Origin of the sequence: Frankia sp. CpI1-P (assembly GCF_001421075.1) — a bacterium.
Taxonomy (GTDB): Bacteria; Actinomycetota; Actinomycetes; order Frankiales; family Frankiaceae; genus Frankia; species Frankia torreyi.
The window spans coordinates 92,154-118,440 of sequence record NZ_LJJX01000016.1 but is presented as its reverse complement, the minus strand read 5'-3'; the positions used below and the strand labels follow the sequence as shown (position 1 = coordinate 118,440).

Here is a 26,287-nt window from a genome sequence, read left to right as displayed (position 1 = left end):
CGCGTCGCTCCTCGCCGTCTGCTCGTTCNTTGTCTGCTGGCCTGCCGTCTGCCGTGTCGCTGCTGGCTGTGTCGCTGCCTGCCCTGTCGCTGCCTGCCATGTCGCTATCGGATGGGTCGCTGTCGAACGGGTCGGGTTCGGCGAGGATCGCGGCCATCCGGTCGATGCGTCCCCGCCACAGAGCCGCGAGCTCGTCCAGCAGCCGATGAACCTCGCGCAGTGCGTCCGCGTTGCCCCGCACGCGCTGCTCCCGACCCTGCCGTCGCTTCGTGACCAGCCCGGCGCCCTCCAGTACCGCCACGTGCTTCTGAACGGCCGCGAAGCTCATCGGGAACCGCCGGGCGAGCTCGGAGACCGAATGCTCACCGGTCAGGGTGAGCGCCACGATCTCGCGCCTCGTCGCGTCGGCCAGGGCATGGAAGAGGCGATCGGCGTGCTCGACGGGGCCCTGATCTACAACCATTGAGTTGTACGTTAGCGGACACCGGCGAGCGAGGCAAGACGGGCGACTCCGGAACCGTCGGTCCGTGCGGTGGCCGCCGACCCGCCCGCCCCGCCCGCACCGGTGCTGCCGATGATGCCGGGCACGCTGGCGCGGATGACCCATGGCTACGTTCGGCGCGGCACGACCAGCCTGTTGACCGCCCTCGATCCGGTGTCGGGGTCAGTGATCGCCCAGACCTACCGGCGGCACCGCCACCCGGAGGTCCTGCGTTTCCTCAAGCTGATCGACTCCTCGGTCCCGGTCGGCTACGACCTGCGCCTGATCTTGGACAACTACGCCACCCGCAAGACCCCGGCAGTGAAGAACTGGCTGCTGCGCTACCCGCGGCTCCACCTGCGCCTCGCCCCGACCTCGGCGTCGTGGATGAACCTCGTCGAGCGCTGGTTCGCTGAACTGACCACCCGCAAGCTGCGCCGTTCCACCCATCGCCGTGTCGTCGAACTCGAAGCCGACATCCACAAACGGATAAACGCGTGGAACAAACGAAAGGTCCCGCGACAAGCATCTGTCACCCCGGCCTGCGATCAACCAAGAAACGTGGGACGCGGTGTGATGATGCAAGAGTATTCTTCCGAGCAGAGTCGCCGTTGCGCATCCGGGAATGGGAGTGTGTCTGCGGGGCGGTACATGATCGGGATGTGAAAATGGCGAGGACGGTCGGCTTCGGGGGAGGGCGGTCGTCCGCGCGGGGACGGCCGGCCGGTCTGCGGTCCGCATCGCCTTGCCGGNCGGCCGCCACGACCCACGCCCAACCCGTGGCTGTCGCGGATGCCCGGTACGCGCCCCTCATCCGGCCCTCATCCGGCGGTTGTCCGCGCGGTGCCGCCGCCGGGACGTCACAGTCGACGATCCCCGGTCAGCCCCGGGCGAAACCCCGACGGTCGCCGACCCGCTCAGCCGCGGATGAGCAGTACGACGGCTGCGGTCACGCCGCCCAAGGCGACGGCGCCGACGGCGACGTCGAGGCGGTTGTCGCGCAGGACGGGCAACCGGGCGTCGACCGAGAGGCGACCCGGGCCGGTCAGGGCGAGGGACAGGGCGGCCATGGCGATCAGGATCTCGTACTCGATGCCGTCCGGTACGAAGAAGCCGCCGCCCCAGCGGGTCGCCATGGCGTTGATGAGCGTGCCGAGGAGCGCGGCGGCGGCGAGCGGGGTGAGCAGGCCGAGGGCCAGGCCGATTCCGCCGAGGGTCTCGGTGAGCCCGGCGACGACGGCGAAGGCCCGGCCCGACGGGTAACCGGCGCTGGTGAAGAACGCCGCAGTGCTGTCGAGGNCGCCGCCGCCGAACCAGCCGAACAGCTTCTGGGTGCCGTGGCCGGCCATGGTGACGCCGACGGTCAGGCGCAGCAGGAACAGGCCGAGGTCGAACCCCATCGGCGCCGGACGTCGTCGTGCCTTCTCTGCGCGTGCGTCGCCTGCTCCGATGATCGCTTCGTCTCCCGTCCGGCCAGGGGCTGCTTGGTGCGCATCCAATGTCATTAACGCATCGTATACAAGCGATCACTTTTCGCATCCGCTGCTCCGGCCACGATCGACCCCTGGGGAGGGATCACATCCGGCTGGATGCGTCGAGGTCCTCGTAGAAGTCGCGGACGGTCTGTGCGGTGAGCGACGTCCCACGTCCCACGTCCCGAGGCGCGAACGCGGGCCGGTGCACGCCGGGGATACTCGGGGTTGGCCCGCACCACACCGGGCGGTGGCGACCTCGGCCCGGCGGGNCGACCTGGAGGAGCGTCGGATGAAGTCGTCGGCCCGCCTCGGCCGCCCGGTGAACGCCGACGCCGAGCGCACCCGGCGGCGCATTCTGCTCGCGGCGATGACGCATGTGGCCGAGGTGGGGTATTCGAGGGCGACGATGAAGTCCATCGCCGAGCAGGCGGATCTGACGAGCGCGGCGATCTACCGGNACTTCCCGTCCAAGGCGGACCTGGTCCTCCAGGCACTCGACGACGTCTTCGCGGACGTGGTGGGGCGGCTGGAGGCGGCGGCCTTCTCCGTCGAGGGCTTCCGGGCCCGGCTGGTCGCGTTGCTGGAGGAGGCCCTCGCATGCATGGCGGATCACCCCGCGATGACCCGTTTCGAGGCGAGCCTGCTGTTCGAGTCGACCCATTCCCCGGAGTTCGCGGCCGCGGTGGGATACCGCCGCCACACCGAGGAGACGCTCTACCGCCGGCTGGTCGTCGAGGCGGTCGAGGTCGGTGAGCTGCCCGGCGGCACCTCCGTCCAGGCCATGGTCGACCTGCTCACCTCGGTGAGCTGGGGGTTGACTCATCTGTCGGTGACCGCCACGGCCGACCGGCATCGGGCGGCCATCCGACTGACCGAGTCGCTGCTCGCCCAGGGGTTCCCGGTCGGCTCCTGAGCCCGCCCCCACCCGGCGGGGACCCGCTCGCCCAGCGCGAACCCGCCCGCGCCCCGCATCGGCACCGGCCCGCGTCCCGCATCGGCACCGGCCGGCGCCCCGCGTCGGTACCCGCGCGGCTTCGCGTCGGCCTCCACGCGGTGCCGCATCAGCACCTGCGCCGGGCCCGCGAGCCTGTCGCGAGTTCCGCGCCGCGAGTTCCGCGCCGCGAGTTCCGCGCCGCGAGTTCCGCGCCGCGAGTTCCGCGCCGCGAGTTCCGCGCCGCGAGTTCCGCGCCGCGAGTTCCGCGCCGCGAGTTCCGCGCCGCGGGTGTCGGGCGGGTCGCGCCGCCGACGTGGCCGATTCCTGCCGATCCATCGCCGTTCGACCGTTGACATGAGCTGCGTCACATCTTAAAGTAAGTAACTGTTCATTTACTTCCTCGCAGTTGCCGAACGATGTCGCCGGATGTGGCGCGCCGGGGGACCGGACGCGCACCGCAGCGGGCGCGCCCTCGAAGGAGGAGATGAGTTGACCATCCACGCCGAACCGGAGGCTCCCGGGCGGGCGGCGCCGGCCTTCCCCCACGCGATCACCGATCCCTCACGCGTACCGGTCGAGCGGTACTTCGACCGGGAATTCGCTCGGCGGGAGAAGGAGAAGCTGTGGCCNCACGCCTGGCAGTTCGCCTGCCGACTCGACGAGATATTACGCCCCGGTGACTTCACCGAATACCGCATCAACGACCAGTCCATCCTCATCGTGCGGGAGAGCGCCGACACCGTGAAGGCGTACTTCAACGCCTGCCGGCACCGGGCGACCGCGCTGGGAAACGGCACCGGCACGTTCCACGGTGGCCAGATCGTGTGCCCCTACCACGGCTGGCGGTGGAATCTGGACGGGTCGAGCTCCTACGTCTACGCGCGACGCGGTTTCGCGCCGGACTGCCTCGCCCCCGACTCCCTGCGCCTGCGCGAGTGCCAGGTCGGGACCATGTTCGGGCTGGTCTTCATCAACATGGATCCCGCGGCCCCTCCGCTGGCCACGGCGATGGCCGGAATCGCGTCGACCCTGGCCCCGATCGGGTTCGAACGGATGCGGGTCCGCTGGTGGCGCCACCTCGTTCTTCCGGCGAACTGGAAGATGGCGCAGGAGGCCTTCATGGAGGCCTACCACATCATGCAGGCGCATCCGTCGCTGAGCATGGGCGCGGCGGACGACGACTACGACATCGACGTGCTCGGCGGCAACTTCNAGTGCTTCGCCGGCGGGCATGCGCACCTGCGGCCCAGTGACGGTTCGGTGCCCGTCCCCGGCATGTCCGTGGCCGACTACTTCACCCAGTTCAACAATGCGCTGTACGTCGGGACCGACGCGTACGCGACCGATCGGGAGATGTTTCTCCAGCAGAGCCTGGCGAAACGCGACATCGACCCGGACGAGTACCCCATGGCCTTCTTCGGGGCGCTCTACGAGTATGCCGCCGGCGCCGGCATCCCGCTCCCGCCGCCGGCCACCGACACCACCGGCTACGCGCACATCTTCCCGAACATGACGGTGCTCCCCGCGTACGGGAACTCCATCATCTACCGGGTGCGGCCGAACGGGGACGATCCCGAGTCCTGCCTGTTCGAGGTGTGGGCGGTCCAGATTCCCGCCGACGGCGACGACGAGCCCGACCCGCCGGTTCTCGAAGGCCCGATCGCGATCGAGGACTGGCCGCAGATCTTCAAGGAGGACTTCCAGAACATCTCGGCCCAGCAGAAGGGCGTGCACACCCAGGGTATGCGCGACCTGGTCCTCTCCGGCCGGTACGAGTCGATGATCGTGAACAGCCATCGGGTGATCGACGAATACCTGTCCCGATGACGCGTCGCCCGTCGCGGGTCCGGGTCGAGCCCGCCGGGATCGACCTGCAGGTCGGGGTGGGGGAGACCGTCTTCGCCGCCGCGCTGCGCACGGACCTGACCTGGCCGACGATCTGCTACGGCCAGGCCCGGTGCACCGCCTGCGCGCTGCGGGTCATCGACGGCCACCAGAACCTCGTCCCGCCGGATTCCGTCGAGCAGGGTGTACTGCGCCANCTCGCCAGCCGACACGGCAGGCGGTCCAGCCGCGACACCAGGCTGGCCTGCCGGCTCACCGTCACCGGCGACGTGACGGTCGAGAAACGGGGCGTCCGACCGAATTCCCAGGACGCCCCGGACGACGGTTCCGTGGTGGCACCGGCGCGGACCGCGGCCACCCTCCCCGAACCGGAAAGCCTGAATCCCTGACAGTCGTGCCGGAGCTCACCGAGGGAGTGCTCCGGAACCGAGGAGCGAGCATCCATGGATTCATCTGAACCGGCCCACTTAGCTGAGCCGACCCACTTATCTGAACCGGCCCACTTAGCCGAACCGGCCCGCTTGTCCGCGACCGCTGGTTCCGAGACAGCCGCCGGCGAGACAGCCGCCGAGAAAGCCGCCGAGACTGCCGCACAGAAAGCCGCCGAGACGTTTGACGTGGTCGTGGTCGGGTTCGGCGGGGCGGGGGCGTGCGCGGCGATCGCGGCCGCCGAGCGCGGCGCCTCCGTCGTCGTCCTGGACCGTTTCTACGGCGGCGGTTCGACGGTGCACTCGGGCGGCGTCGTCTACGCCGGCGGTGGCACGGCCCAGCAGACCCAGGCCGGGGTCACCGATACGGTCGAGGGCATGTACGAGTACCTCCGCCTGGAGGTCGGCGACGCCGTCTCCGCCGAAACGCTGCGCCAGTTCGTCGAGGGCAGCCGGGAGATGGTCGAATGGCTCGGCCGGCAGGGGGTCGAGTTCGAGGGCAGCCTGTGCCCCTACAAGACGTCCTACCCGACGAACCGGCATTACCTCTACTACTCCGGCAACGAACTGGCCTCCGGCTACGCCGACGTCGCGCCCCCGGCGCCGCGGGGGCACCGTACCCACGCGAAGAACTTCTCGGGGGCGACCTTCTACGGCCGGCTGCGGGATTCGGCGCTGCGCCTGGGAGTCACGTTTCGCCCGCTCGCCGAGGCCCGCGGCCTCGTCGTGGAGAACGGCCGCGTGGTCGGCGTCGACTACGACGCGCCACCGCCGGGACGCCAACCGGGCGGATGGCACCGGACGTACACGGAGCTCGCGGCGAAGGCCCACGTGTGGAATCCGGCGCTCGGGGCCCGACTCGGCGCGGTCGGGGTCGCCGCCGCCCGCCGGCGTTCGGTGCCCCGGCGGGTCCGGGCGACCGGCGGGGTGGTGCTGACCACCGGCGGGCACGGCTTCAACCGGGAGCTCGTCGCGCGCCACGCCCCCGCCTGGGCTGGGCTGACGGCGCTCGGCACGGCCGGCGACACCGGGGCCGCCCTCGACCTCGCCGCCACGGTGGACGCCGCCACCTCGCACCTGGAGAAGATGTCCGGCTGGCGGTTCCTCTCCCCGCCCTCGGACTTCATGCGCGGGATCGCCGTGAACGACCAGGGCGACCGCTTCGCCAACGAGCAGCTCTACGGCGCGACCTTCTCGGCGCCCCTCGTCGAGGAGCAGCACGCCCGCGGCTACCTCATCGTCGACGCCGAGACGTGGCGTCGGGCCCGGGGCCAGATCCGCACGCAGTCGGCGTTCTTCCACCTCCCCCAACTGGCCTACCTGTTCGGCCCCGCCGGCCACCGGCGCGCCGCGACTCTCGGCGAGCTGGCCCGCCGGGTGGGCATCGACCCGGCTGGTCTGGACAAGACGGTCCGGGAGTACAACGACACGGCGGCGGCCGGCCTGCCGGACCGGTTCGGCAAGACCGGCGAGTTCCACCGTGCGATCGGCGACGGCCCCTACTACGCGGTGGACGTCTCGGCCCGCACGTCGTCGCTCTACCCGTTCCCGTTCATCACCCTCGGCGGCTTGGTGGTCGACGGGGACAGCGGCGCGGTTCTGCGCCGCGACGCATCGATCGTGCCCGGCCTGTACGCCGGCGGTCGGGCGGCGGTCGGCCTGTGCAGCAACAGCTACGTGTCCGGGCTCTCCCTCGCCGACGCCGTCTTCTCGGGCCGGCGCGCCGGTGCACATGCGGCGGGCAGAGCCGGCCATTTCGGTCAAGCCGTCCATTCCACGCAGTCGGGCCACTCCGCGCAAGCCGGCGGCCATTCCAGTCAAGCCGGCCGTCCCGGCCACGCCGTTCACTCCAGGCAAGGGGAGCTCACGTGAGCATCTCGGCACCCCCGGACTCCGCCGACGCGGTCGACTTCTCCGCGTCGCCGGGGATCGACGTCCAGCTCGGCCTGTTCCGCACCGCCACCCGGATCGCGCGGTTCGACGAGAAGTACCGCTCCCTGATGACCAGCGGCGCAATCGGGGGCATGTACTACTCGCCGCGCGGGCAGGAGTTCGCCGCCGCGTCCGTCGCCGCCCACCTGCGTCGCGACGACTACGTCGTCACCACCTACCGCGGGTTGCACGACCAGATCGCCAAGGGTGTGCCGCTGCGCGAGCTGTGGGCCGAGTACCTCGGCAAGGCGGCCGGCACCTGCGCGGGCAAGGGCGGCCCGATGCACGTCACCGCGCCCGAGTACGGGCTCATGGTGACCACCGGCGTCGTCGGGTCGGGCCTGCCGATAGCCAACGGGCTGGGCCTGTCGGCCCAGCTTCGCGGCACCGACCAGGTCACCGTGGTCAACTTCGGCGACGGTGCGTCCAACATCGGTGCCTTTCACGAATCGTTGAATCTGGCGTCGATCTGGCGCCTGCCCGTCATCTTCGTCTGCCAGAACAACCAGTACGCCGAATACACCCCGCTGCGCGAGGGAACGTCGGTCGACCGGATCGCGAAAAGGGCGGCCGNGTATTCCGTTCCCGGGGTCACGGTGGACGGCAACAATCCGATCGAGCTGTACAACGCCGCCGGCGCCGCGGTCGAGCGGGCCAGGTCCGGCGGCGGCCCGACGCTGCTGGAGGCGATGACCTTCCGGTTCTGCGGCCACATCATGGGCGACCAGCAGGTCTACATGCCCGCGGAGGAACTGCGGGCCGCCATCGCCGCCGACCCGCTGGTCCGCTTTCGGGCGCAGCTCGCCGTCCACGTCGGCGAGGACGAGCTCGCCGCGGTCGAACGCGCCGCCGCGGACGAGGTGGCGGACGCCTGGGAGTTCGCGCGGACCGCCGAGCTGCCCGCGGTGAGCGAACTGACCACCGACGTGTACGCGGACACCGCGCAGGACGGAGTGACGGCATGACGACCGCAGGGACGGCGACGCCCGAGACGGCCCGCACGCTCGGCATGGTGCAGGCCATCAACGAGGCCCTCGACGTCGCNCTGAGNACCGACCCGGCGGTCTTCGCGCTCGGGGAGGACATCCAGGAGCCCGNCGGCGGGGGGTTCGGCGTCCACAAGGGCCTGGGCGTGAAGCACGGCGCGCACCGGGTGCGCATGACCCCCATCTCCGAGCAGGCCATCATGGGCGCGGCCATCGGTGCGGCCATCTCGGGCCTGCGGCCGGTCGCCGAGATCATGCTGATGAACTTCGTGCACGTCTGCATGGACCAGCTCGTCAACCACGCCGCGAAGCTGCGCTACATGTCCGGCGGCCGGACCCCGGTGCCGCTGACCGTGCGCACCGCCACCGGCGCGGGCGGCGGCTTCGGCGCGCAGCACTCGGACATGCTCGAGGCCCAGCTCGTGCACGCGGCCGGGCTCAAGGTGGTGGTGCCGAGCAACCCGGCGGACGCCAAGGGCCTGCTGCTGTCTTCCATCTTCGACGACGACCCGTGCGTGTTCGTCGAGGTGACCGGGCTGTACTTCGCCGCCCGCGGCCCGGTGCCCGAGGGGGACTACCGGGTTCCGCTGGGCCAGGCGAACATCGCCCGCGCGGGCGATGACGTCACGGTGATCACCTACGGACGCCAGGTGGCCGACTGCCTGGCGGTCGCCGAGCAGCTCGCGGGCGAGGGGGTGGGAGTCGAGGTGATCGACCTGCGCACCCTGCAGCCACTCGACACCGCGACCCTGCTCGGCTCCGTCGCCCGGACCCGCCGGGCCGTGATCGTCCACGAGGCGGTGCGGCGCAACGGCTTCGGCGCCGAGCTCTCCGCGACGATCCACGCCGAGCTGTTCGGCCAGCTCGCGGCACCCGTCGTCCGGGTCACCGCGCCCGACACGCCGGTGCCCTACGCGCGGTCCCTCGAGGAGGCCTACATCCCGAGCCGGTCGCGGATCGCGGCGGCCATCCGATCCACGCTCTGACCGAGCCGGCGATCCGTGCACGGATCGGTGCCCCGGACCGTGCACGGATACCTGCACCCAACCGTGCGCCCAACCATGCGCCAAAGCAGGCACCGGCCGAGGGCCGCGAACAGTCGAAGGAGACACGCCCGGTGGCGGAGGAACTGCGCATTCCCCAGCTCGGAGTGACGATGACCGAGGGCATCATCGGCGAATGGCTCGCCGACGACGGCGCCGCCGTCGAGGCGGGCCAGCCGCTCTACGTCCTGGCGACCGACAAGACCGAGACCGAGATCGAGGCGCCCGCCGCGGGCACGCTGGAGATCCTCGGTGTGCCGGAGGAGACCTACCCGGTGGGCACCCTGGTCGGCCGCATCGAATGACCGCGGGGCACCCCTGCGCCGGATTCACGTCCGTCGTCAGACACGTCCGTCGTCAGACAGGTCCGTCGTCAGACAGGTCAGGCGTCGACACGCTCGAAGGCGGAGACGCGCCGGTTTCCGCCTGGTCCGCTGCCCGCGCACGACGACCAGCAACTGAGGTGACCGTGACAACGACGTCAGCTGCGGCCGTTGCGTCCCGAAACCCGATGCGGGTGGGCCTGCGGTGCGACATGCGGGTGCCGGCCGAGTTCGGGCGCTCGACACAGGAGCTGTACGGTGCCGCCGCGGCACCACGGTCCGGGTGACACCCGTGCCGGTGCGGCAGCCGGGGCCGCCGGTGCTTCTGGGCGGCTCGTCCCGCGCGGCGGCCCGGCGCGCGGAACACATCGCCGATGGATTCGCGCCGATCGACGCACCGCTGATCGACTGATCGCGGGGTTCCCGCCCGGCCGGGCGGGAACCCCGCCGCGGTCTACCAGGCGGGGTGCAGCTCGCGGGCCCGGCAGAGGTCCTGGGCCTCGATCGTCGTGCCCAGCAGGGAGTCGGCGTCGGGGCTGTCCAGCAGCCAGCGCACGGTCGCGCCGATCGCCGAGGGGGGAGCGGCCCCGACGAGTTCCCGGCCGTAGTCGCGTACCGAGATCTCGTTGCGCTCGGTGGCGACGAAGCCGGGCTCGACGTTGAACACGCGCAGCCCACGCCCGGCGTATTCGGTGTGCAGGACCCCGACCAGCGGGTTTCCCGACGCCTTGCCGACGGCGTAGGCCAGCCCCCAGCCGCCCTGCCCGGCCGGGGCGGGCGGGACGAGCCACGCTGCGCCGGAGGTGATGGTGACGACGGCCCCGCCGCCGCGGGCGAGCATCGCCGNCAGCAGCGCGCGGGTGAGGATGACCGGGGCGATGCAGTGGGCCTCGAACATCTTCTCGTAGGCCTCGAGCGGGGTGTCGAGGAAGACGTCCATGATCCCGGGGCCGATGTAACGCCCGTTGTGGACGATGACGTCGACGCCGCCCCAGGTGTCGAGGAGGCGACGCGCGGCCGCCTCGACCGACGCCCGGTCGGTCAGATCGCACGGCACGATCAGGGCCTCGCGACCGCGGGCCTCGACCTCGGCGGCGGTCTCGGCCAGGCTGCCGGGTAAGGGTCGGGAATCGGTGTGGTGCACCGTCAGCGCGTTGTCGCGGATCTCGCCCGGCTGGACGGTGCGGGCCGAGACGGCCAGGTCGTAGCCGGCGTCGGCCAGGGACAGGGCGATCGCCTTGCCGATGCCCCGGCTCGCGCCGGTGACGAAGGCTGTAGCCATGGAACCTCCAGAGCAGAATTGGATCATCGTCAACCTATCGCCCTGNGGTGATCGCCGTCACGTCTGGCGGGGAGCCGGGCGACCTGCTGCGGCTGCTGGCGAGCCGGGTGCAGTTCCTGGTGGGCGCAGGGATCGCGTGCCCGGTGGCGCGACGACGAGCTGAGCAGGGTCGAGCGGCGCAGCTCGCCCGGTCCGAGCTGGTGTCCTGGACGACGCACAGNCGGCTGACGACCCGACCCCGGGGGCGGCCGACCTTGACAGGACGATCCGCTTTCGCCAGAATCGAATGTATGTTCGATCTCTTCGGAGTCCGGCCCCGCCTCGCCCCCGAGGGTCGCATCGCGCCCAAGAGCCACCTCGCGCCCAGGGGTCACGCCGCCCCTACGGATCATGCCGGTCCTACGGGTCGCGTCACGCCGGACGGTCGGATCCCGTCGCAGGTGGTCGGTCCCGGCGATGGNCGCCCGCTGTCGGACCGGGCGTCCTGCGGCCTCCCGCCGAGCGTGGCGCGGGTGGCGGCGCGGATGAGACTGTCCGCGGAGCTCCTCGCCGCCATCCTCGAGGTGGAGGGACGATCCCGGGCCACCCTCGACGACATGGAACGCGCGGACGCCCTCGCGGATGTCCTCCTCGCCCGCCGGCGGCAGCGGATCAACCGGCATCGCCCCGAGCTTGCCCGGACCGGTAATCCGTGACCACGGCCCGGCGGGCTGATCGCGGGCAGCCGGGCACGTCACCAGGGCACCACCCCCGCGTCGTCGAAGAAACCGCCGGTCGGGCCGTCGTCGGGCAGGGTCGCGAGCCGGATCGCGATCGCCGCGCCCTGCTCCGGGCTGCGGACGCCGCGGAAGCCGTTGAGGCCGGTCGCGGTGAATCCGGGGCACGCCGCGTTGATCAGGATGTTCGTGTCGTGNAGTTCCTCGGCGTACTGGACGGTGACGGCGTTGAGGAACGTCTTCGACGGCGCGTACCCGGACGGCCCCGGTCCGCCGGTTCGCGACCACACGCAGTTGCTGCAGCTCATCGCGCTCGGTCGCGCGTGCGCGATCCTGCCGGACTCGTGCCGAGCCCACCTGCGCGGCGACCTCGCCGCCGTGCCGGTGCTGGACGCGCCGACGGTTACGACGGTCATCGCGTGGCCACCGCACAGCCGCTCCAGAGCCGTCGCCGGCCTCGTCCGGACCGCGACGCGTCTCTAGCCAGGGCGGCCGGGCGGCCGGCGGGCGTTCCGAGCGGACCGGAGGAGGCGCCGGCCGGGCGGGGTCATTCCACGGGGTCGGCGGCAGGGTCGGCGGCGCCCTCGGTCAGCAGGCGGGCGAGGTTGGCGAGCCCCTCGACGGACTGCGCCCGCATCGCCTCGGCGAACGCGGGGCCCAGCTCGGGGAAGTCCACCGTCCGGCGAAAGCGGGTCCGTCCGTCGGCCAGAACGGCGAGGTCGTAGCCGATCCGCACCCGGCCGGCGTCGACGTTGGTGGTCAACTCCAGCCGGTGCGGACGGTCGCAGCCGACGATCGTCCAGGTCACGGTGTTGTCGACACCGGCGACAGTGACCTGCTCGCCGATTCGGTCGCCGAGTTGGGCCGGGCGGTCGACCTCCCCCGCGACACGTCGGGCGGTCGGGTGCCACCGCGGCCAGTACCCGGCCGTCGTGGTGAAGTCGAACACGGCCTCGATCGGCCGGTCGGTGACGAGCTCATCGCTTACCTGCGGCATGACAGCTCCCGAATGGCTGGTCAGGACTGAATGGCCGGTCAGGACCGAGTGGCTGGTCAGGACTGGGTGGCTTGGTCAGGACGGGGTGACGGGCGCCGGAGCGGGGGGCAGCAGGCGCAGGGCGGGGGGCATGCCGACCTCCTCGTAGAGGTCGGCGAGGCGATCGGGGGCGAAGAACTCCTCGCCGGGGTAGCCCCCGCCGACCATGGCGAAGAACTTCGCGCGGTAGGCCGGGCTGCGCGTCGCCGCGGACAGCGCCGCGTGCAGGAACGGCGGCAGCGTGAGTGCCGCCACGGCGACGGTGAACGCGAAGGTGCCCGCGCTTTCCCGGTCGCGTTGTGACGCGTAGTCCGCGACGGCCCCGTCGATCGGGGACTCGTCGGCCAGCCCTCGGTGCAGGGCCTCGGCGAGCAGCTCGGCGTGGCGGAAGGCGTCGGTGATGCCCCAGGCGGTGAGCGGGTCCTTGTGGTAGCCGGCGTCGCCGACCAGGGCCCAGCCGGGTCCGTGGGACCGGCGGTAGAAGCTGTCGGCGTAGCGCAGCCCTCGGAAGCGTTCCGTCCGCGTGGCGGCCCGCAGGTCCGCGCCGAACTCGGGCACGACGGCGGCCAGCACGGACCGGAAGCTGCCCTCGACGTCGGCTCGGAACTCGCCGTAGGCGTCCCGACGGCGCATGACCGCGACCATGGTGCGCCCGTCGTGGGTGGGGCAGCTCGCGAACTGCCGCCCGTGCGCCGTCCGGTTGTGGAAGCCCCAGTCGAGGCCGTCGAAGTAGGAGTAGTAGACGAACCCGCTCGCGGGCACGTCGCGGTAGACCTCCGCGCCCACCAGCCGGGCGATCGCCGATTCGACACCGTCCGCGCCGACGACGAACCGCCNGGCGAAGGCGTGCTCGGTGCCGTCGGAGTGGTATCCCCGGATCCCCGCCACCCGGCCGTTGGCGACGATCGTGGCGGTGACGGTGAAGCCCTCGATCACCTCGGCCCCGGCCGCGCGGGCCGCGTCGACGAGCAGCGCGTCGAGCACCGTGCGGCGTGGGCAGAGGACCTCGGTGATGCCGTCGATCGCCTCGGCGAAACCCTCGGCGTGGATGCCGTCGTAGGAGAAGGTCATGTGCCGCACCGGCGGCACCCCCGTCGCCCGCAGGCGGTCGAGCAGCCCCCAGTCCCGCAGCCGGGCGAGGCCCGTCTGGTGGATGAAGTGCGTCGACACGGTGTCGCTCGGGAAGGTGGCCCGGTCCACGACCANCACCCGGTGGCCGCGGCGGGCCAGCAGCATGGCCAGCGGCGAGCCCGCGCAGCGCGCCCCGACGATGATCACGTCGTACATCGCTTCCTCGCTTCCTCGCTCCCTCGTCGTGCCTCAGCCGTACTGCTCGAGAACCCGGGNGATCACCGTGCGGGCGGCCGCGGGCAGGTCCCTCCAGCTCGGGTCGAGGTCATCGGCGAAGGAGCGCCGGTAGTCGGCCGGGCGCGTACGCAGCGTCGGGCTGTAGGCGGAGTGGAACTGGACGGAGAGCTTCAGCCCGGGTGCGCCGGCGATCGCCACCGGTCCGGCCCCCAGCGCCAGCGCGTCGAAGACCTGCAGTTCACTGCGGTCGGCGTGGTGCACGACGATGACCGCCCAGCCTGCGCCGCCCGCCGGATCGGGCACGTACACCGGCGACTCGCCCACCGTGCCGGCGGGGAACGACCAGGAGGACTGCTCCGTCATCGCCTCCGCGTCGAGGCAGACCAGCGAGGACGGGATCTCCTGGGACGGCAGCCGGTGCACGGGGACGACGCGCCAGGGGTGCGCGGCGTACAGGTCGACGATCCGGTCGACGAGCATCTCCGGGTCGCATCCCCAGTACGCCTGCCAGAGGTACCGGCCTCGTTCGAGCGCGCCGCGGCGCAGGTCGCGGCCGTACAGCAGGGTCGCCCAGTGCTGGTGCGGGGCCAGGAACAGCCGGCTGTCGCGGACCTCGCCCGTCCGACCGTCGATGACGTAGCGCCCGACGGGCGAGGCGTCGACGGGCGCCGAGATGAACCCGTGCAGCCCCGGGGCGAGGGCGGCGCCCGACCGCCAGACCCGGTCGGTGGCGGCCAGGCTGTAGTTGAGGTCCCAGCCGTTGGAGTGCGCGATGTACAGCGTCACGTCGTCGCCGTCCTGACGGTAGTCGGCGAAGTGGTGGAACGACTCGTAGGGGACGCGGGCGTGGGTCACCGGGACCGTGCGGCCACGCCGGGCCGCCGTCAGGTCCCGTTTGGCGACGAGGTAGATGTCGGTGAACGGCAGGTGCGGCTTCGTGCGGTTGCGGCCGGCGACGCTGCCCGGCTCCTGCTGGAAGCCGATCTCGGTGACGATGACGTAGTCCTGCGTCACCGTCACCTCGTGGACGCCCTGCACGAGATGCGCGCCGGGCACGCACCACGTCTCCACCGCCCCGGCGCCGTCCCAGCGCGCCACCCACAGCGTGCCCTCGACGTCCGTCGTCGACGTGCCCTGCGGGCGCAGCCGCGTATTGCACCACCACATGCAGCCCTCGTCGAGATCCTCGACCGGATGGGCCGCCGTCCGCACCCCGGCGAACAGCGGGTGCGCCGCCACCTCCGGATACTCGTCGACGCCCCCGAGGAAGCTGTGGAAGTCGAGAGTGATCGGGTCGACCTCGACCGGGCGCTGGCTGATGCCGGTGAGGATCAGCCGGTCACCGAACAGGTGCGGGGCGACGTTCGTCAGCGACGGCCGCGCACCGAGGGTGAGCGCGGCGAAGTCCGCGGCCGGCAGGGCCTGGCGCAGAGCGGCGAACAATGCCAGGTCGGGGGTGCGCACCCGGCTCGTCCGCCAGTGCCGGGCGCCAAGATCGACGTGGGTGAGAATCCCCGGTCCGGCGAACATGAAGCCGACCTCGGTCGGCTGGGCGGGGCCGATGAGATACAGGTGCCCGGCGAGGCCGGCCGGCCATCGGCCCGCCGTCACGGTCAGGCCGAGGTCGTAGTCGGCGCTCGTCTCGAGGGCATGGTGAAGAGCGTGGCCCACGGTGTACCCCTTCGCCGGGTGGCGTGCGGCAGCGCGCCGTCCGCGAGCCGCCCCGCGCCGGGTGCNGCACGCGCGGCCGACGGTCGGCGTGCCCCGACGCTACGACCCGCCGCCGGGTCCGTCCGGTGCGGATCAGGGTTTCCAACCGTGCCATAGGGAGCCGAACCGCCGCCTCGGTCAGGGGTACCAGGTTGGTGGGCCGGGGTAGGCGAGTGCGGGGCCGGGTTGGGGGCGGAAGTAGCGCCCCGATGGTCTGCTCCACAGCAGGCAGAGGGCGGTCGCGGCGACGAGGAGGACGGTCAGGTCCAGCAGGCGGCCGCTGAGGGTCGTCTCGACGAGCAGTCTGATGAGGATGCCGAAGGTCGCCACAACGAAGTAGATGGTGGCCAGTATCCGCCCCCAGTGACCGCCTCGGCGGCATCCGAGCACAGCCGAAAGCCAGAGACCCTCGCAGATCAGGCCGCCGGCCACCAGGAGCACGAGACCGCCGACGAGGCGCGCGTACGCATCCTGGGCGGTGAGTGCGTCGCTGTGGCCGGCGAGGTGGCGATAGCCGAAGTAGCGGGTGATCCCGATGTCGACGACGTCCGCCAGGGTCAGAGCCATGCCGAGGTACATGAGCCGCAGCGCGGTCCGCACGGACGCGGGCATCGCGGTCGCCCGCGTGGGCGAGTCGAAGTGCTGTTCGGAATCCCCGGCCCACATCAGCCCGACCCCGGTGACACCCGCCAGCGCCGTCGCCGCGTCTATGGAGCTGACCCATGAGTGTGCGCGGGTGTCTCCGAGCAGCTTGGCCAGCAGGAAGAGGGTGCCGAGCAGGCAGCCGCAGGTGGCCAGGACCCTGCCCCAGTTGTTTCCCTTCCGGCAACGGAACGCGACCCAGGTCCACGCGGCCGTCGCCGCGAGACCGCCCAGCTCGAACCAACTGATTGTCATNGCGGCCTGGCTGACGACGAGGTCACTGTTACCGATCGGGTCCTGGCTTGCCTCGCGCAGCGCGGCGTTGCCGTAGTTCCGGCTCAGCATGGGCACGGTGACCAGGGTGTTGAGAAGAGTCAACACGATTCCGGCGTACATGAACCGCAGCCCGACGCGGACGGTCGCCGCCATCGGCCGGTGCCGCGCGGCCGCCGGTCGGGCGTCGGCGAGCCAGGGGGCCGTCCGCTGCCACGCCTTTGTCGCGTAGTCCAGGCAGCCGCGCACGGCAAGGACATAGGTCCATTCGGTGCGGGTGGCCGCGCCCCAGGCACGCCAGCCCTCGCCAGGAACGTGCACCAGCAGATGGGCGGCGCCGGTCGGGTTCGCCGCGCGTGCTCCGTCGAAGAAGGCCCAGCCGGAGACCGCGTTGCAGAAGGCGGTCCAACCCTGCTCGCTCTCCCGTTTCCGTCGAGGTGGCAGCAGGAGGATGACGCGCTGGTGGGGCAGTCTTTCCGCGATCATCCGGAGCTCCCACAGTAGTCCGCAGTTGATCTCTGTCGGGGTGGCGGAGATCACGACAGCCAGGCTGTCCGCGGCGTAGGCCTCGACCTGATCCTTCCAGTTGACGTGCGGGAGATGCATTTTGGCGGCACCGAGTGTNCGAAGCCGGATGTTCGGGTCGTTGGCGGCGATCAGCGGGCCGTACTGGTTGAGTCGCCAGGCGAAGGTCTCCTCGAACGGTCGNGTCCGGCGAAGGGCCAGCTTGCCCACGAGGCCGCGCCTGCTGGGGCCGGCCGCCTCGATCCTGAATTCGTCGTCGCCGAAGTTGCGCAGGTACAGGATCGGTCGGCGCGGATCACGCTGCAGCAACGTCTGTGCCTCCTCGGTCAGCAGGCGCAGTCCGAGCCGGTCGAGGGCAACCGCGGCGGCTCCGAGCAGGGCGAGCATGGCTNCGGCCAGGCCATAGCGGAAAATCTCGCTCAGCAGAAAAGAGCCCGCCACGCTGGTGAGCGAGGGGCCGGCTCCGTCGGCCTGGCTCTGGCCCACACTCCCGAGCGTGATCAGGTCACCCACCTGGAACGCCGCGGCGGTGAAGACCGCTGGGAGGATCAACAGCTTGGCGATGAAACGCAGGCCAAGACCGATGGCGCTGCTGGGCCGGCGTTCGTCGGTCTCATAGACCTCGTCGGAGTAGAGCGGGTCTCGCAGAGCACGGCAGAGCGGAGTGAGCGCCAGTCCGCCGAGTATCAGCGCACAGACTGTCGCGAAGAACGGGACGCCTCCGCTGGGGCTCCGGTCGCCGGTCAGGTTTTCTGCCGCGCCGAAGTAATCGGCCACGAAGACCACAACGCCGCCACCGACCATCGTCCGGCGCGTGACCACCACCGTCGCCCACGCCAGCGAACGTCGCCGGATCCGGCCGACCTCCGAACCGACGTCGGTCCAGGACGGTGAGGCCGGGGGCAGGTCGTACGTCTCCCTGCGCCGACGTGCGCGCACGGCCCTGACCGCGATGAACACCGCGATGGCGATGAACGGAAACAAGAAGATCGTACTGGCGATGACGCTTTTCATTGCTCGGCCCCCGTAGTCAAGCAATCCCCCCGGATTACCTTAGCTAGGAAAGCAGCAACCGTGGCGCCTCGTCAGGTGTCGCCTGGGGTGGCCCTCCCGGTCGGGAGGAAGATCGTCCCCGGCTATCCTGGCGAGGTGCTGGGGGGAAAATTCTTTCGTATCGCGCGGCCGAGGGCGAAACGGCCTGGTCGCTGGTCTCTGGTCGCTGGTGCGGTCGCCGGCGTGATGCTGGTGACCAGCACCGCGGCGGCCTCGCCCGCGCTCGCCGCCTCGACGGGGACGTCGTCCCCGACACCGGCGATGATCGACCAGCCGCAGGTCGAAGGCGTGGGGAGCTGGACGCTCGCCTCGCGCGTGACCGGCCGGCTCTCCGTACCGGGCGTGGACGCGGGATGCCCGGCGGCGGCGCGGGCCTGGCGCGCGACCGGCGTGACCGTGTCATTGCGGGTGGTCACCTGCCGGACGGCGACGGACGCCGGGGTCTACGCCTGGCGCTTCCTGCGCCCGTTTGACCGCGACCCTGTTCGGCTGAAGCGGCACGCCGACCGTGTTCTGATCCTGATTCCGCCTCTCGACCGCGGCCTGCCCAGGCTGACCGGGGAGGTCCTCGAATCAGGTCGGACCGTTGTGCTCAGCTCGGTCGAGCTGGCGGACACCTCCCACCTCGACGCGACCGCCGTCCTGGACACGGTGACCGCACAGCAGTCCGCGCTCCTGCCCGATCCGCCGGACCGGGGCGGCCCACCAGACCCGCACTCGTCGACCGGCTTCCTCTCCGGCCTGCTGACCCTCGGCTGGTGGGCGCTGTTCTTCCGACCGTATGCGCTGTTCAACGCGGTCTGGCGAAGCCGCTACGCGACGCGGCGGGGCGACCCGCGCTGGTACGACGTCACTCGCCTCGCCCGTCGCCTGGCCTGGGCGCGCCGCGTGCGGGTGGCCGCGCGCGCCGCGACGGTGGTGCTGGTCGTGGGCATGGTTCTCGCTGCGCGGGTGCAGATCTGGTCGCTGTGCTCGGCGGCGGTGCTCGCGATCGTCGCCTGGGCGCCGCCGCCGGCCATGTTGGCGCCGAGGACGGCGCGCGTCGCCGCGGTGATGCGGGCGACCACCCGCACACTCCCCGGCCGGGACGCCCGGTACCGGGCGCTGACCAGCGCGGCCACGGTGCTCCTCGGCGCCGGACTCACCATCCTGGTCGCGCAGTACCTGCTGTCGACCGGCGGGCTCGAGGACGCGCCGATGCTCCGGGGTGGCTGGTTCGACCCGACCTACCTGGACGCGACCTCAGGCACGAGCCGAGTGTGCGCGCTGGTGCTCTGGCTCGCGCCGATCGGGCGGGCCGCCAGCGCCGGACCCCTCGCCGGAGCCCTGTGCCTGGCCACGGCGGTCGTGGCACGGCGCCTGGCCGCCCGCATCGCCCTGGCCGCGCCGCCGGTGCCAGCCTCGACCGCGGTGCCAGCCCCGACCGCGGTGCCAGCCCCGACCGCGGTGCCAGTCCCGACCGCGGTGCCGGTGCCGAGCACTGCGGCTGGTGGAGCGTCGGGCCCGTCGCTCGGGCCGCCCGTCCGCGCGCTCTGGCCACCGGACGAGTTCCGGCTCGCCGCCCGCGTGGTGGCCGCGCCGCTCGTCGATCGCTTCGCCTGGCCGCGCCGTCGCCCGTTCCGCCCGTTCGCACAGCAGTGGCTGGGGCGGCTGGGACCGTTCGCGCCGTTCGAGCGGGCGACGGAGCCGAGCGCGGCCGTGGTCGCCCTGGTGGGTGGGTCGGAGCATCTCGCGGCGGTGGACCGCGCCGCGCCGCGGCTCGACGCTGCGGCGGCCAACGCGCCTCTGTGCCTCGTTGTGCCGCCGCTTTCGGCCAAGGACCTGACCCCGCGGTGGCGGCTGTTCCTCACCGCCGCCGCCGGGCAGCCTCGGCTGGCTGGGCTGCTTCACTACGTTCGCCACGCCGGGCCACCGGAGCGGCTGGAGCAGGTCGTCTACTCGGGGACGCTGGTGGCGGTCCAGGCCGCCGACGGCTCCTGGCGGGTATGGGGCGCCCGCCGCCGCACCGAGTGGACCTACGCCGTCGCGATGAGCCTCGCCGCCGAGTTCCTCCTGGCCGAACGGGGATACGACCGGTCAGCGGTCGCGCGCCTGGCACTGACCGAGGCCCCTGCGGCCCCGACGGGACCGGGGATGCCGGAGGTGCCGGAGGCTCCGGTGATGACGGGACCGGCGGCGACGCGGCCCGGGGGCGCCCTCCCGCGTGCCGGCGAGGGGACGGCACCCGGCGCGTCGTGTGACTGGGATCCGCTGCGCGGCGCGCCGGTGGCATCCACGGTGACCGACGTGTTCCGCGACCTGGCCAGCAGGACCGAGGGACGCCCGGTCGACACCCGCGATGTCCTCCTCGCGCTACCCGCCGTCGACCACGGCGCGGACTGGCGGCGTGTCTGGATCGACACCGCTGACCCCGACTACCTGGCAGGGCTCCACGTCGCCGACGCGGATTCGGCGCCGGCCCTTGCCTACGCCGGTGCACGGCTGACCGGGACCTGCCTGCGTGCCCTGCGGCTCGCCGGCCTGATAGCGGCCCACTGGGAGCTGGGGCCGGTGCCGCCGGCAGTACTGGCCCTCGCGGTTGTGGTCGACCCGGACGGGGCGGCCGTGCAGGCGCTGGCCGCCGCCGGCCTGAGCGAGCGCGACGTCGTCGGCCTGGTCCGGGACGCCGTGCTCGGCATCAATCTGGAGAACCTCGACGAGCGCCTGCCGGAGTTGGCGCGGGCGGCCGGCATCCTGCCGCGAAGAGATGTTCCCTAGCGGCAGCCAGGCGTGGGCCGCCACGGGGCGTCGACCACTACGCGGCCGGTGCGATCCGGCCCGATGCCGGGCCCAGGGCGCGGGCATAGTCGATCGCGGAGGACAGCGCGGCGGCGTACGTCCACTCCGTGCGCGCCCCGGCGCCCCACGTCACCCAGCCGACCGCCGGGTCGAGCACCATGACGATGGCTCCGCTGTGACCGTCGTCCCGGTAGGAATCCAGCGCGCGGAAGCGGGGGTAGACCCGGGCTGCGGCCACGAACAGGCTCCAGCGGGTGACGAGGTCCCTGCGGGGGTGCGGGCCGAGGACGAGGAGTACCGGCCCGATCGCGCGGTCGCGGTCGAGCAGAGCGAGTTCCCAGCGCAGGCCGGGCTGTACGGCCTCGGGCGTCGCGGCGACCACCACGGCGCTCGCCGCGACGGCGTACCTTTCGACCACCTCCTTCCACGCCTCCCCGTCCTTCCCGGTGGGCAGGGTCAGCCGCGCGGCGCCGATCGTGGGTAGGCGGCTGCCCGGCGGCTTGGCCGTGACGACCGGCGCGAGCCGGTTGAGGTGGCGGGCGAGGATCTCCTCGAACGGCTGGCGGGCGAACGGGTTGAGGCGTTCCACCAGGCTGGTCCGCCCGATCGCGCTGGGGGACATCTTGAGCTTGTCGTCACTGAAGTTCCGCAGATACAGGACGTACGGCGGCGGCAGGTGAAGCTTCGAGGGAAGCGCGAAGCGCCGGCCGGCCCGGCGCAGCAGCGTCGCGGCCGCCACCAGCCCGACGGCCGTGGCCAGCGCGATCTCGAGAGCGTACTGCGGCGGCAGGGTCAGCGTGAACACGAACAGCCGCAACACCGGATTGAGGCCGGCCACGTTGACGTAGCGCAGGTCGAGCGAGCCGTCCACGAACAGCGGCGACTGGGAGATGCCCGACGCGAGCGCCGCTACCGGGACCAGGACCGCCAGCACCGCCGCCGCGAGCAGGCCGACGCTGACGATCCCGAGCACGAGGCTGATCCAGGCGCTGCGCGACGCGAAGACCCGCAGGCCGCGTACCCGGGCCGGCCGCCAGCCGCCGATCCTGCCCAACGGCCGGATCCACCCCAGGATCGCCAGCACGAGGAGACCCAGAACTGAGCCGATACTGATACTGCCCGGGGCCGCGGTCGCGGCGGCGAGAAGGAGGAACAGGGCTCGCGCTGTCGCACGCAGCCGGACCCAGTGCTTCAGCCGGCTGGCGGGTCGCGTGACGTCGATCCACCGACTGTCACCGGCACGGACGCCGTACCGTTCGCCGCGCAGCGGCCTGGTAGCCATCGCCCACGGACCGATGATCGTGAGGTAGGCGACCAGCAGCGCGGCGAGGGTCTGGTTGACGCGTTTGGAGCTGATCGCCCGCCACTGCGAGACGATGTCGGTGTTCGGACCCGGGGTCAGCCGGGCCTGGGCCGCCGCCGTCCGCTCGACCACGTCCACCTCGTTGAGGGTCGAGCCCGGTGGCGCCGCGGCCCCGACGACGATGAGCAGCCGACCCCGGGCCAACGCGTCCAGCGAGCAGGGGCCGGATCGGCTCTGGGCGCAGACCAGCAGGAGCGAGTGGTCCGGAAGCTCCGTCTGCGTGTAATGGGCGTGGTTGACGGCCTGAACCGTCAGCGACCAGAGCGCAACCGCAGCGTCCTGGGCCGTCTGGCAGTCGAACAGCGTCACCGTCACGCGGAACCCGGCGACCCCGTCCCAGCGTCGCAGTTGGCTCGGGCACCGTGCCGAGGTGCCCGCGAGAATCGTCTGGCCCGGCCCCTGCCCGACGAACCGCCAGCCCGCTGGCCCGGCCGCCGGCATCGGCGGCGGTGCGGTGATGAGCCGGGGCGCCGAGGTGGTGGTGGGGGTGGTGGCTGCGGAGGCCTCGGCCGGCGCGGTGAGCCAGCTCAGGCTGAACATCGCTGCCAGGACCGCGGCGGCCAGACGGGCGCCGATCCTGGCGCGCCTGCTTCCGTGGCCTGGCCGTCGGCCCGATCGTCGGCCCGGTCGTCGGCTTTCTCGCCGGTCCGGTGTCATCGCCATGCTGCCCCCCGTTATGGCGCGACGTGCTGCCGGATCCCGCCCTGAGCCGACCGGACCCGCGCGATCGGAGCACCTCGGGGGCAAGCACGTCGGCGACGGCCGCGGCCTCGGCCGTGGCTGATCGAGTCCCGCCGTGTTCCCGCCACCGTCGAAGGTCGACAATAGCTGCGTCGATCATCGGTCTCGGCGTGGGGAGGGTGTATGCGCTCGGCCGAGCTCGTCGTCCATCTGGTCACGCCGTTCGACGAGGGCCCGCTTGGGGAACGGGCCTACGCGCGGATGCGCGGCCTGTGGTACGCCTGCCGCGAGGTGCTGGGCCTGTCGCAGCCGGCTCACGTGGTCGGCGTGCCGGCCGACCTGCCCTGTTCCCTGCCCGCCGCTCGGGCGGGCGACCTGCTCGCTGTCCAGCAGGCACCCGATGACGGGCGTGGCGTGTTCCAGACGGTGCTGCGGCGCCAGCACGCTCTGCTGTGTCTTTCGGCGATCCTCGCGCCCGCCGAGTCGCCGCGCCGCTCAGGGGACGGTGCCAGCGGAGACGGTGCCAGCGCAGACGGTGCCAGCGGGGACGGCGAGGGCGGCGCGTCCACCCGTGCGTCCGGCGGCGAGACCGTGGCCGTGAGTCGAGGTGGCTGGTCGGCGCTGGACGCTCGCTGGGAGACGGCAAGCGCGCCGTTCCGCTCGGAGTTCGTGGACGAGACCAGGATCTACCAGGCGCTGCTGCCCGAATTCGACGTCTTCGCGCACTACCCCCACGCGGCGAGTCCGTCCCTGGCCCGGGCGTGCTCGGCGGCGTTACCGGAGTTCACCCGTGCCGCGGGCTGGGAGGCCCGCGGGGGCACGACCATGTCGGGGTTCGCCGTCTGGGAGCCGGGGGGCGGTGGGGACTACCGGACCCTCCGTCGGCTGGTCGTCCTGGCCGCTGCGGCGCGCGAGGCCGCGCTGGGTACCTGGACCTGGTCGTCCGGGGACACCGCGCCCCCAGCCCTGGCGCTCTACCTGGCGCAGGCCGCGAAGATGCGGCTGCAGGGCCGGGTCTGGTCCGCCGGAACCACTGCCGACCGGCTGCGCCACCGCCTGGACGGCACGGCGAAGGAGATCGGCGGACGGCTGGCCCAGACGGGCCTGCTCGGCGCCGGCCCGTCCTCGCGGCTCGTCAACAGCGTGGACGCGGACCTCGCGGGACGGCTCGCCCAGCTTCGTACCGACTCCTTCCATGAACAGACCGTCCGGATGACCATCGACGACCTGCGCCGCAACGTGGAGGTCGCCGCCGCCAACATGCGGGCGCTCACCGCACGGGAGGTCATCCCGACCGGGTATGCCGACCCGTTCGGCGACGACCAGCGGTGCGCCGAGCACCTCCTGGGTGTGCTGGCGGACGGCGCGGGCTACCTGCGGACGGCGGGGCGGCGGGCGCGCGAGGTGGTGCGTGTCTGCGAACGGCTCGGCGTCGTCTCCGAACCAGTGGACGGGGCCGTGTTCGACCTGCAGCTCGCCGGCGAGGACCGCCTGACGCTCCTGGACGAGCTGGCCGACGTCTACGCCGACCTGATCAGGGCACGCCAGCTCCTCGAGGAGCTGGGCGTACCGCGTCGCCGCCTGCCGGCGGAAACGGGACTGAGTGCGCGGGCCTGGTGGGGCGAGGTGTTCCACGAGCTGGAAAGCGGGCTCGTGGCGACGCCGTACCGCGACCTGCTGCGTGCGGTCCTGCGGCACTATCGCCACAATCAGGTCTTCCGGGCGATCGCCGACCGATACAGCGCAGGCACGTGGGCAGATCCGCCCGGCACCCCGGCGGAGTGAGCGCGACGCGCCCGCCCAGAGAGCGCTTCGACTCGCCGTCCCGCTGCCCAGGCGGCGGCACCTGAAGACCGGGCTGGCGACGCGGCGCCCGGTGGCCGGTGGCCGGCGGGGGGCTTACGGACACGGACCGCACGAGACTACACTCTGCGGTACATCATCTGGAGCGCCGGAAACGGCGNCCAGAAGCAGGATTTACGGGGGTTAATCTTGTTGACCAGGCATTCGGGTGGGCTGTGGTGAAGCGCGCCCTGCTCGTGGGCATCGACGAGTACGACAGTTTCCGGCGTCTGCGAGGGTGCTGTGGTGACGTTCGCGCGCTCGAGCCACTGCTCCAATGGAACGAGGACGACGAGCCCAATTTCAGTTGCGTCTCACTCACCAGCGACCGCGAGCTGATCACCCGGGACGACCTGCTGGCCAACCTGCAGAGACTGCTCGCCCCGGCGGCCGACGTCGCACTGCTGTACTTTGCCGGCCACGGGTACCCGGAGCAGAACGACGTCGTCCTGACCACCATGGACGGAACCGAAAAGACGCCGGGCGTCCCGCTATCCCAGGTTCTCGCGCTGGTTCAGCAATGCTCGGTTCCCGAGGTCGTCATACTCCTCGACTGCTGCTTCTCCGGTAGGGCCGGCAGCGTGCCGCAGCTCGGATCCGCCTCCGCGACATTGCGTTCNGGTGTTTCGATCATCACCGCCGCCCGTGGTGACCAGACCGCTGCGGAGACCGCTGGGCGTGGGGTCTTCGCTACGCACCTTGAGCATGCGTTGAAAGGGGGCGCGGCGGATCTGCTGGGCAGGGTGACCCTCGCGGGGCTATATGCCTACCTTACCGAGATGTTCGGGCCCTGGGACCAGCGTCCCACGTTCAAGGCCAACATAGACCGACTTCACGAGCTCCGGCAGATACGACCTGACCTGTCGCGCAAGAAGCTGCGACAACTGGCCGAAATCTTTCCGGAGTCGACCTACCATCTACCACTCGACCCGTCCTACGAGCCGACTGAGCAGCCGCACGACGACAGACATGAGGCAGAATTCTCGTTGCTCCAGGCCGCGCGCGCCGTGAAACTGGTCGAGCCGGTCGGTGAGGATCACCTCTATTGGGCCGCCATCAACTCGAAGGCCTGCCGGCTCACCCGGCTGGGCGAGCACTACTGGACACTCGCACGCCAGGGGAAACTATGACCACCGTCGGGTTCTCCGGTCATCAGAACCTGCCGCCCGAGGGCGTTCCGTACATCACCCGCGAGATGCAGGCGTACCTCGCCTCGGTCGGGCGCCCGCTGGTCGGCCTGAGCTCGCTCGCGGCAGGAGCCGACCAGCTCTTCGCGCGAGCCGTGCTCGCGGCCGGCGGCTCGCTTCGGGCGATTATTCCCAGCCACGACTATGCCGCGACCTTTCAGGTGGAGACAGATATCGCCGCCTATCGTGAGCTGCTCGGGCTTGCCGACGAGTCGTGCCTGCTGGATTTCGGGGCCGCCTCCGAAGAGGCGTTCTTCGCGGCGGGCCGTGCCGTCGTCGATGAAGCCGACGAGCTTCTCGCGGTCTGGGACGGACTGTCGGCCCGCGGTCTTGGTGGTACGGCCGATGTCGTCGCCTACGCCGGTCAGCTGGGAAAGCCGGTCACGGTCGTGTGGCCGGCGGGCCTACGGCGCTGACGGGGTGGTGATCCCATGTCCGCGGAGG

General features: G+C 71.8%; 16 protein-coding genes and 17 pseudogenes. 21 read left to right on the top strand and 12 right to left on the bottom strand.

Annotated elements, in window-relative coordinates:
* Positions 1 to 29: 29 nt before the first annotated feature.
* The coding region (locus FF86_RS13340) for a helix-turn-helix transcriptional regulator (RefSeq protein ID WP_242418696.1) at positions 30 to 463 on the bottom strand (434 nt) is incomplete at its 3' end.
* Positions 464 to 559: 96 nt separating this feature from the next.
* Here FF86_RS13340 and FF86_RS13335 point away from each other — a divergent pair.
* Positions 560 to 1,000, top strand: a pseudogene (locus FF86_RS13335) (transposase); the annotation flags it as partial.
* 398 nt (positions 1,001 to 1,398) lie between these two features.
* Here the strand turns inward: FF86_RS13335 and FF86_RS47690 are convergent.
* A pseudogene (locus FF86_RS47690) lies at positions 1,399 to 1,780 on the bottom strand (DoxX family protein); the annotation flags it as partial.
* Position 1,781: 1 nt separating this feature from the next.
* Positions 1,782 to 1,986: pseudogene (locus tag FF86_RS66090) on the bottom strand (DoxX family protein); the annotation flags it as partial.
* Between the two features lie 259 nt (positions 1,987 to 2,245).
* Between FF86_RS66090 and FF86_RS62320 the strand changes: the two are divergent.
* The 13 genes and pseudogenes from FF86_RS62320 to FF86_RS13295 form a co-directional block, all read left to right on the top strand.
* Positions 2,246 to 2,413: pseudogene (locus FF86_RS62320) on the top strand (TetR family transcriptional regulator); the annotation flags it as partial.
* Between the two features lies 1 nt (position 2,414).
* The coding region (locus tag FF86_RS62315) for a TetR/AcrR family transcriptional regulator (protein ID WP_255355779.1) at positions 2,415 to 2,869 on the top strand (455 nt) is incomplete at its 5' end.
* 651 nt (positions 2,870 to 3,520) lie between these two features.
* Positions 3,521 to 4,102, top strand: a pseudogene (locus FF86_RS47675) (aromatic ring-hydroxylating dioxygenase subunit alpha); the annotation flags it as partial.
* A 1-nt stretch (position 4,103) separates the two neighbouring features.
* Positions 4,104 to 4,717, top strand: a 614-nt coding sequence (locus FF86_RS47670; RefSeq protein ID WP_304438140.1) for an SRPBCC family protein, incomplete at its 5' end; no start/stop codon positions are given.
* Positions 4,714 to 4,931: pseudogene (locus FF86_RS47665) on the top strand (2Fe-2S iron-sulfur cluster-binding protein); the annotation flags it as partial. The gene FF86_RS47670 and the pseudogene FF86_RS47665, both read left to right, overlap by 4 nt.
* Position 4,932: 1 nt before the next feature.
* A pseudogene (locus tag FF86_RS47660) lies at positions 4,933 to 5,124 on the top strand (hypothetical protein); the annotation flags it as partial.
* A 54-nt stretch (positions 5,125 to 5,178) separates the two neighbouring features.
* Entirely contained in the window at positions 5,179 to 7,035 is a 1,857-nt protein-coding gene (locus FF86_RS13310; protein ID WP_255354331.1) for an FAD-binding protein, read from the top strand.
* Positions 7,032 to 7,668, top strand: a pseudogene (locus tag FF86_RS47655) (thiamine pyrophosphate-dependent dehydrogenase E1 component subunit alpha); the annotation flags it as partial. The gene FF86_RS13310 and the pseudogene FF86_RS47655, both read left to right, overlap by 4 nt.
* 1 nt (position 7,669) lies before the next feature.
* A partial coding sequence (locus FF86_RS47650) for a thiamine pyrophosphate-dependent enzyme (RefSeq protein WP_242418694.1) occupies positions 7,670 to 8,060 on the top strand: 391 nt, incomplete at its 5' end.
* Positions 8,057 to 8,139: pseudogene (locus FF86_RS62310) on the top strand (hypothetical protein); the annotation flags it as partial. The gene FF86_RS47650 and the pseudogene FF86_RS62310, both read left to right, overlap by 4 nt.
* 7 nt (positions 8,140 to 8,146) lie before the next feature.
* Positions 8,147 to 8,192 (top strand): annotated as a pseudogene (locus tag FF86_RS47645) (hypothetical protein); the annotation flags it as partial.
* A gap of 1 nt (position 8,193) precedes the next feature.
* The coding region (locus FF86_RS13300; protein ID WP_242418693.1) for an alpha-ketoacid dehydrogenase subunit beta at positions 8,194 to 9,067 on the top strand (874 nt) is incomplete at its 5' end.
* 131 nt (positions 9,068 to 9,198) lie between these two features.
* Positions 9,199 to 9,429 carry a lipoyl domain-containing protein gene (locus tag FF86_RS13295; RefSeq protein WP_044884991.1) on the top strand — a complete coding sequence of 77 codons (231 nt, stop codon included), beginning with the start codon at positions 9,199 to 9,201 and terminating at the stop codon, positions 9,427 to 9,429.
* Between the two features lie 472 nt (positions 9,430 to 9,901).
* Here the strand turns inward: FF86_RS13295 and FF86_RS47635 are convergent.
* Together FF86_RS47635 and FF86_RS47630 are read right to left on the bottom strand one after the other, a co-directional pair.
* Positions 9,902 to 10,293: pseudogene (locus FF86_RS47635) on the bottom strand (SDR family oxidoreductase); the annotation flags it as partial.
* Between the two features lies 1 nt (position 10,294).
* The coding region (locus FF86_RS47630) for an SDR family oxidoreductase (RefSeq protein WP_242418692.1) at positions 10,295 to 10,729 on the bottom strand (435 nt) is incomplete at its 3' end.
* Positions 10,730 to 11,190: 461 nt separating this feature from the next.
* Here FF86_RS47630 and FF86_RS13285 point away from each other — a divergent pair.
* A partial coding sequence (locus FF86_RS13285; protein WP_396229860.1) for a hypothetical protein occupies positions 11,191 to 11,424 on the top strand: 234 nt, incomplete at its 5' end.
* Between the two features lie 38 nt (positions 11,425 to 11,462).
* On the opposite strand, the pseudogene FF86_RS66085 reads toward FF86_RS13285, so the two are convergent.
* Positions 11,463 to 11,642 (bottom strand): annotated as a pseudogene (locus FF86_RS66085) (dehydrogenase); the annotation flags it as partial.
* A 1-nt stretch (position 11,643) separates the two neighbouring features.
* Between FF86_RS66085 and FF86_RS35715 the strand changes: the two are divergent.
* Positions 11,644 to 11,928, top strand: a pseudogene (locus FF86_RS35715) (hypothetical protein); the annotation flags it as partial.
* A gap of 64 nt (positions 11,929 to 11,992) precedes the next feature.
* Here the strand turns inward: FF86_RS35715 and FF86_RS13270 are convergent.
* From FF86_RS13270 to FF86_RS13260, 5 genes and pseudogenes are all read right to left on the bottom strand, one after another.
* Positions 11,993 to 12,442 (bottom strand): SRPBCC family protein, encoded by a 450-nt coding sequence (locus FF86_RS13270; protein WP_052681053.1) that lies wholly within the window; start codon positions 12,440 to 12,442, stop codon positions 11,993 to 11,995.
* A 75-nt stretch (positions 12,443 to 12,517) separates the two neighbouring features.
* Positions 12,518 to 13,317 (bottom strand): annotated as a pseudogene (locus FF86_RS47625) (NAD(P)/FAD-dependent oxidoreductase); the annotation flags it as partial.
* Position 13,318: 1 nt separating this feature from the next.
* Positions 13,319 to 13,686 (bottom strand): annotated as a pseudogene (locus FF86_RS47620) (NAD(P)/FAD-dependent oxidoreductase); the annotation flags it as partial.
* A 1-nt stretch (position 13,687) separates the two neighbouring features.
* Positions 13,688 to 13,768, bottom strand: an 81-nt coding sequence (locus FF86_RS47615; protein ID WP_242418710.1) for a hypothetical protein, incomplete at its 3' end; no start/stop codon positions are given.
* A gap of 60 nt (positions 13,769 to 13,828) precedes the next feature.
* Positions 13,829 to 15,460 (bottom strand): carotenoid oxygenase family protein (locus FF86_RS13260; protein WP_242418691.1); only part of this gene is annotated, 1,632 nt, incomplete at its 3' end.
* A gap of 2,724 nt (positions 15,461 to 18,184) precedes the next feature.
* Between FF86_RS13260 and FF86_RS13250 the strand changes: the two genes are divergently transcribed.
* Positions 18,185 to 20,749, top strand: a complete 2,565-nt coding sequence (locus FF86_RS13250) for a hypothetical protein (RefSeq protein WP_128423292.1) — start codon at positions 18,185 to 18,187, stop codon at positions 20,747 to 20,749.
* Between the two features lie 37 nt (positions 20,750 to 20,786).
* Here the strand turns inward: FF86_RS13250 and FF86_RS13245 are convergent, their stop codons facing one another.
* A complete protein-coding gene (locus FF86_RS13245) occupies positions 20,787 to 22,673 on the bottom strand; it encodes a hypothetical protein (protein ID WP_044884983.1) in 1,887 nt (628 codons plus the stop codon).
* Positions 22,674 to 22,997: 324 nt separating this feature from the next.
* Here FF86_RS13245 and FF86_RS13240 point away from each other — a divergent pair, with 324 nt between their 5' ends.
* The 4 genes and pseudogenes from FF86_RS13240 (at position 22,998) to FF86_RS13230 (ending at position 26,259) form a co-directional block, all read left to right on the top strand.
* A complete protein-coding gene (locus FF86_RS13240; RefSeq protein ID WP_044884982.1) occupies positions 22,998 to 24,599 on the top strand; it encodes a CATRA conflict system CASPASE/TPR repeat-associated protein in 1,602 nt (533 codons plus the stop codon).
* Positions 24,600 to 24,832: 233 nt separating this feature from the next.
* Positions 24,833 to 25,275 (top strand): annotated as a pseudogene (locus FF86_RS66080) (caspase domain-containing protein); the annotation flags it as partial.
* Position 25,276: 1 nt separating this feature from the next.
* Positions 25,277 to 25,786: pseudogene (locus FF86_RS47610) on the top strand (caspase family protein); the annotation flags it as partial.
* Positions 25,783 to 26,259: a hypothetical protein gene (locus FF86_RS13230; protein WP_044884980.1), complete on the top strand. Its 477-nt coding sequence runs from the start codon at positions 25,783 to 25,785 to the stop codon at positions 26,257 to 26,259. The pseudogene FF86_RS47610 and the gene FF86_RS13230, both read left to right, overlap by 4 nt.
* Positions 26,260 to 26,287 lie beyond the last annotated feature (28 nt).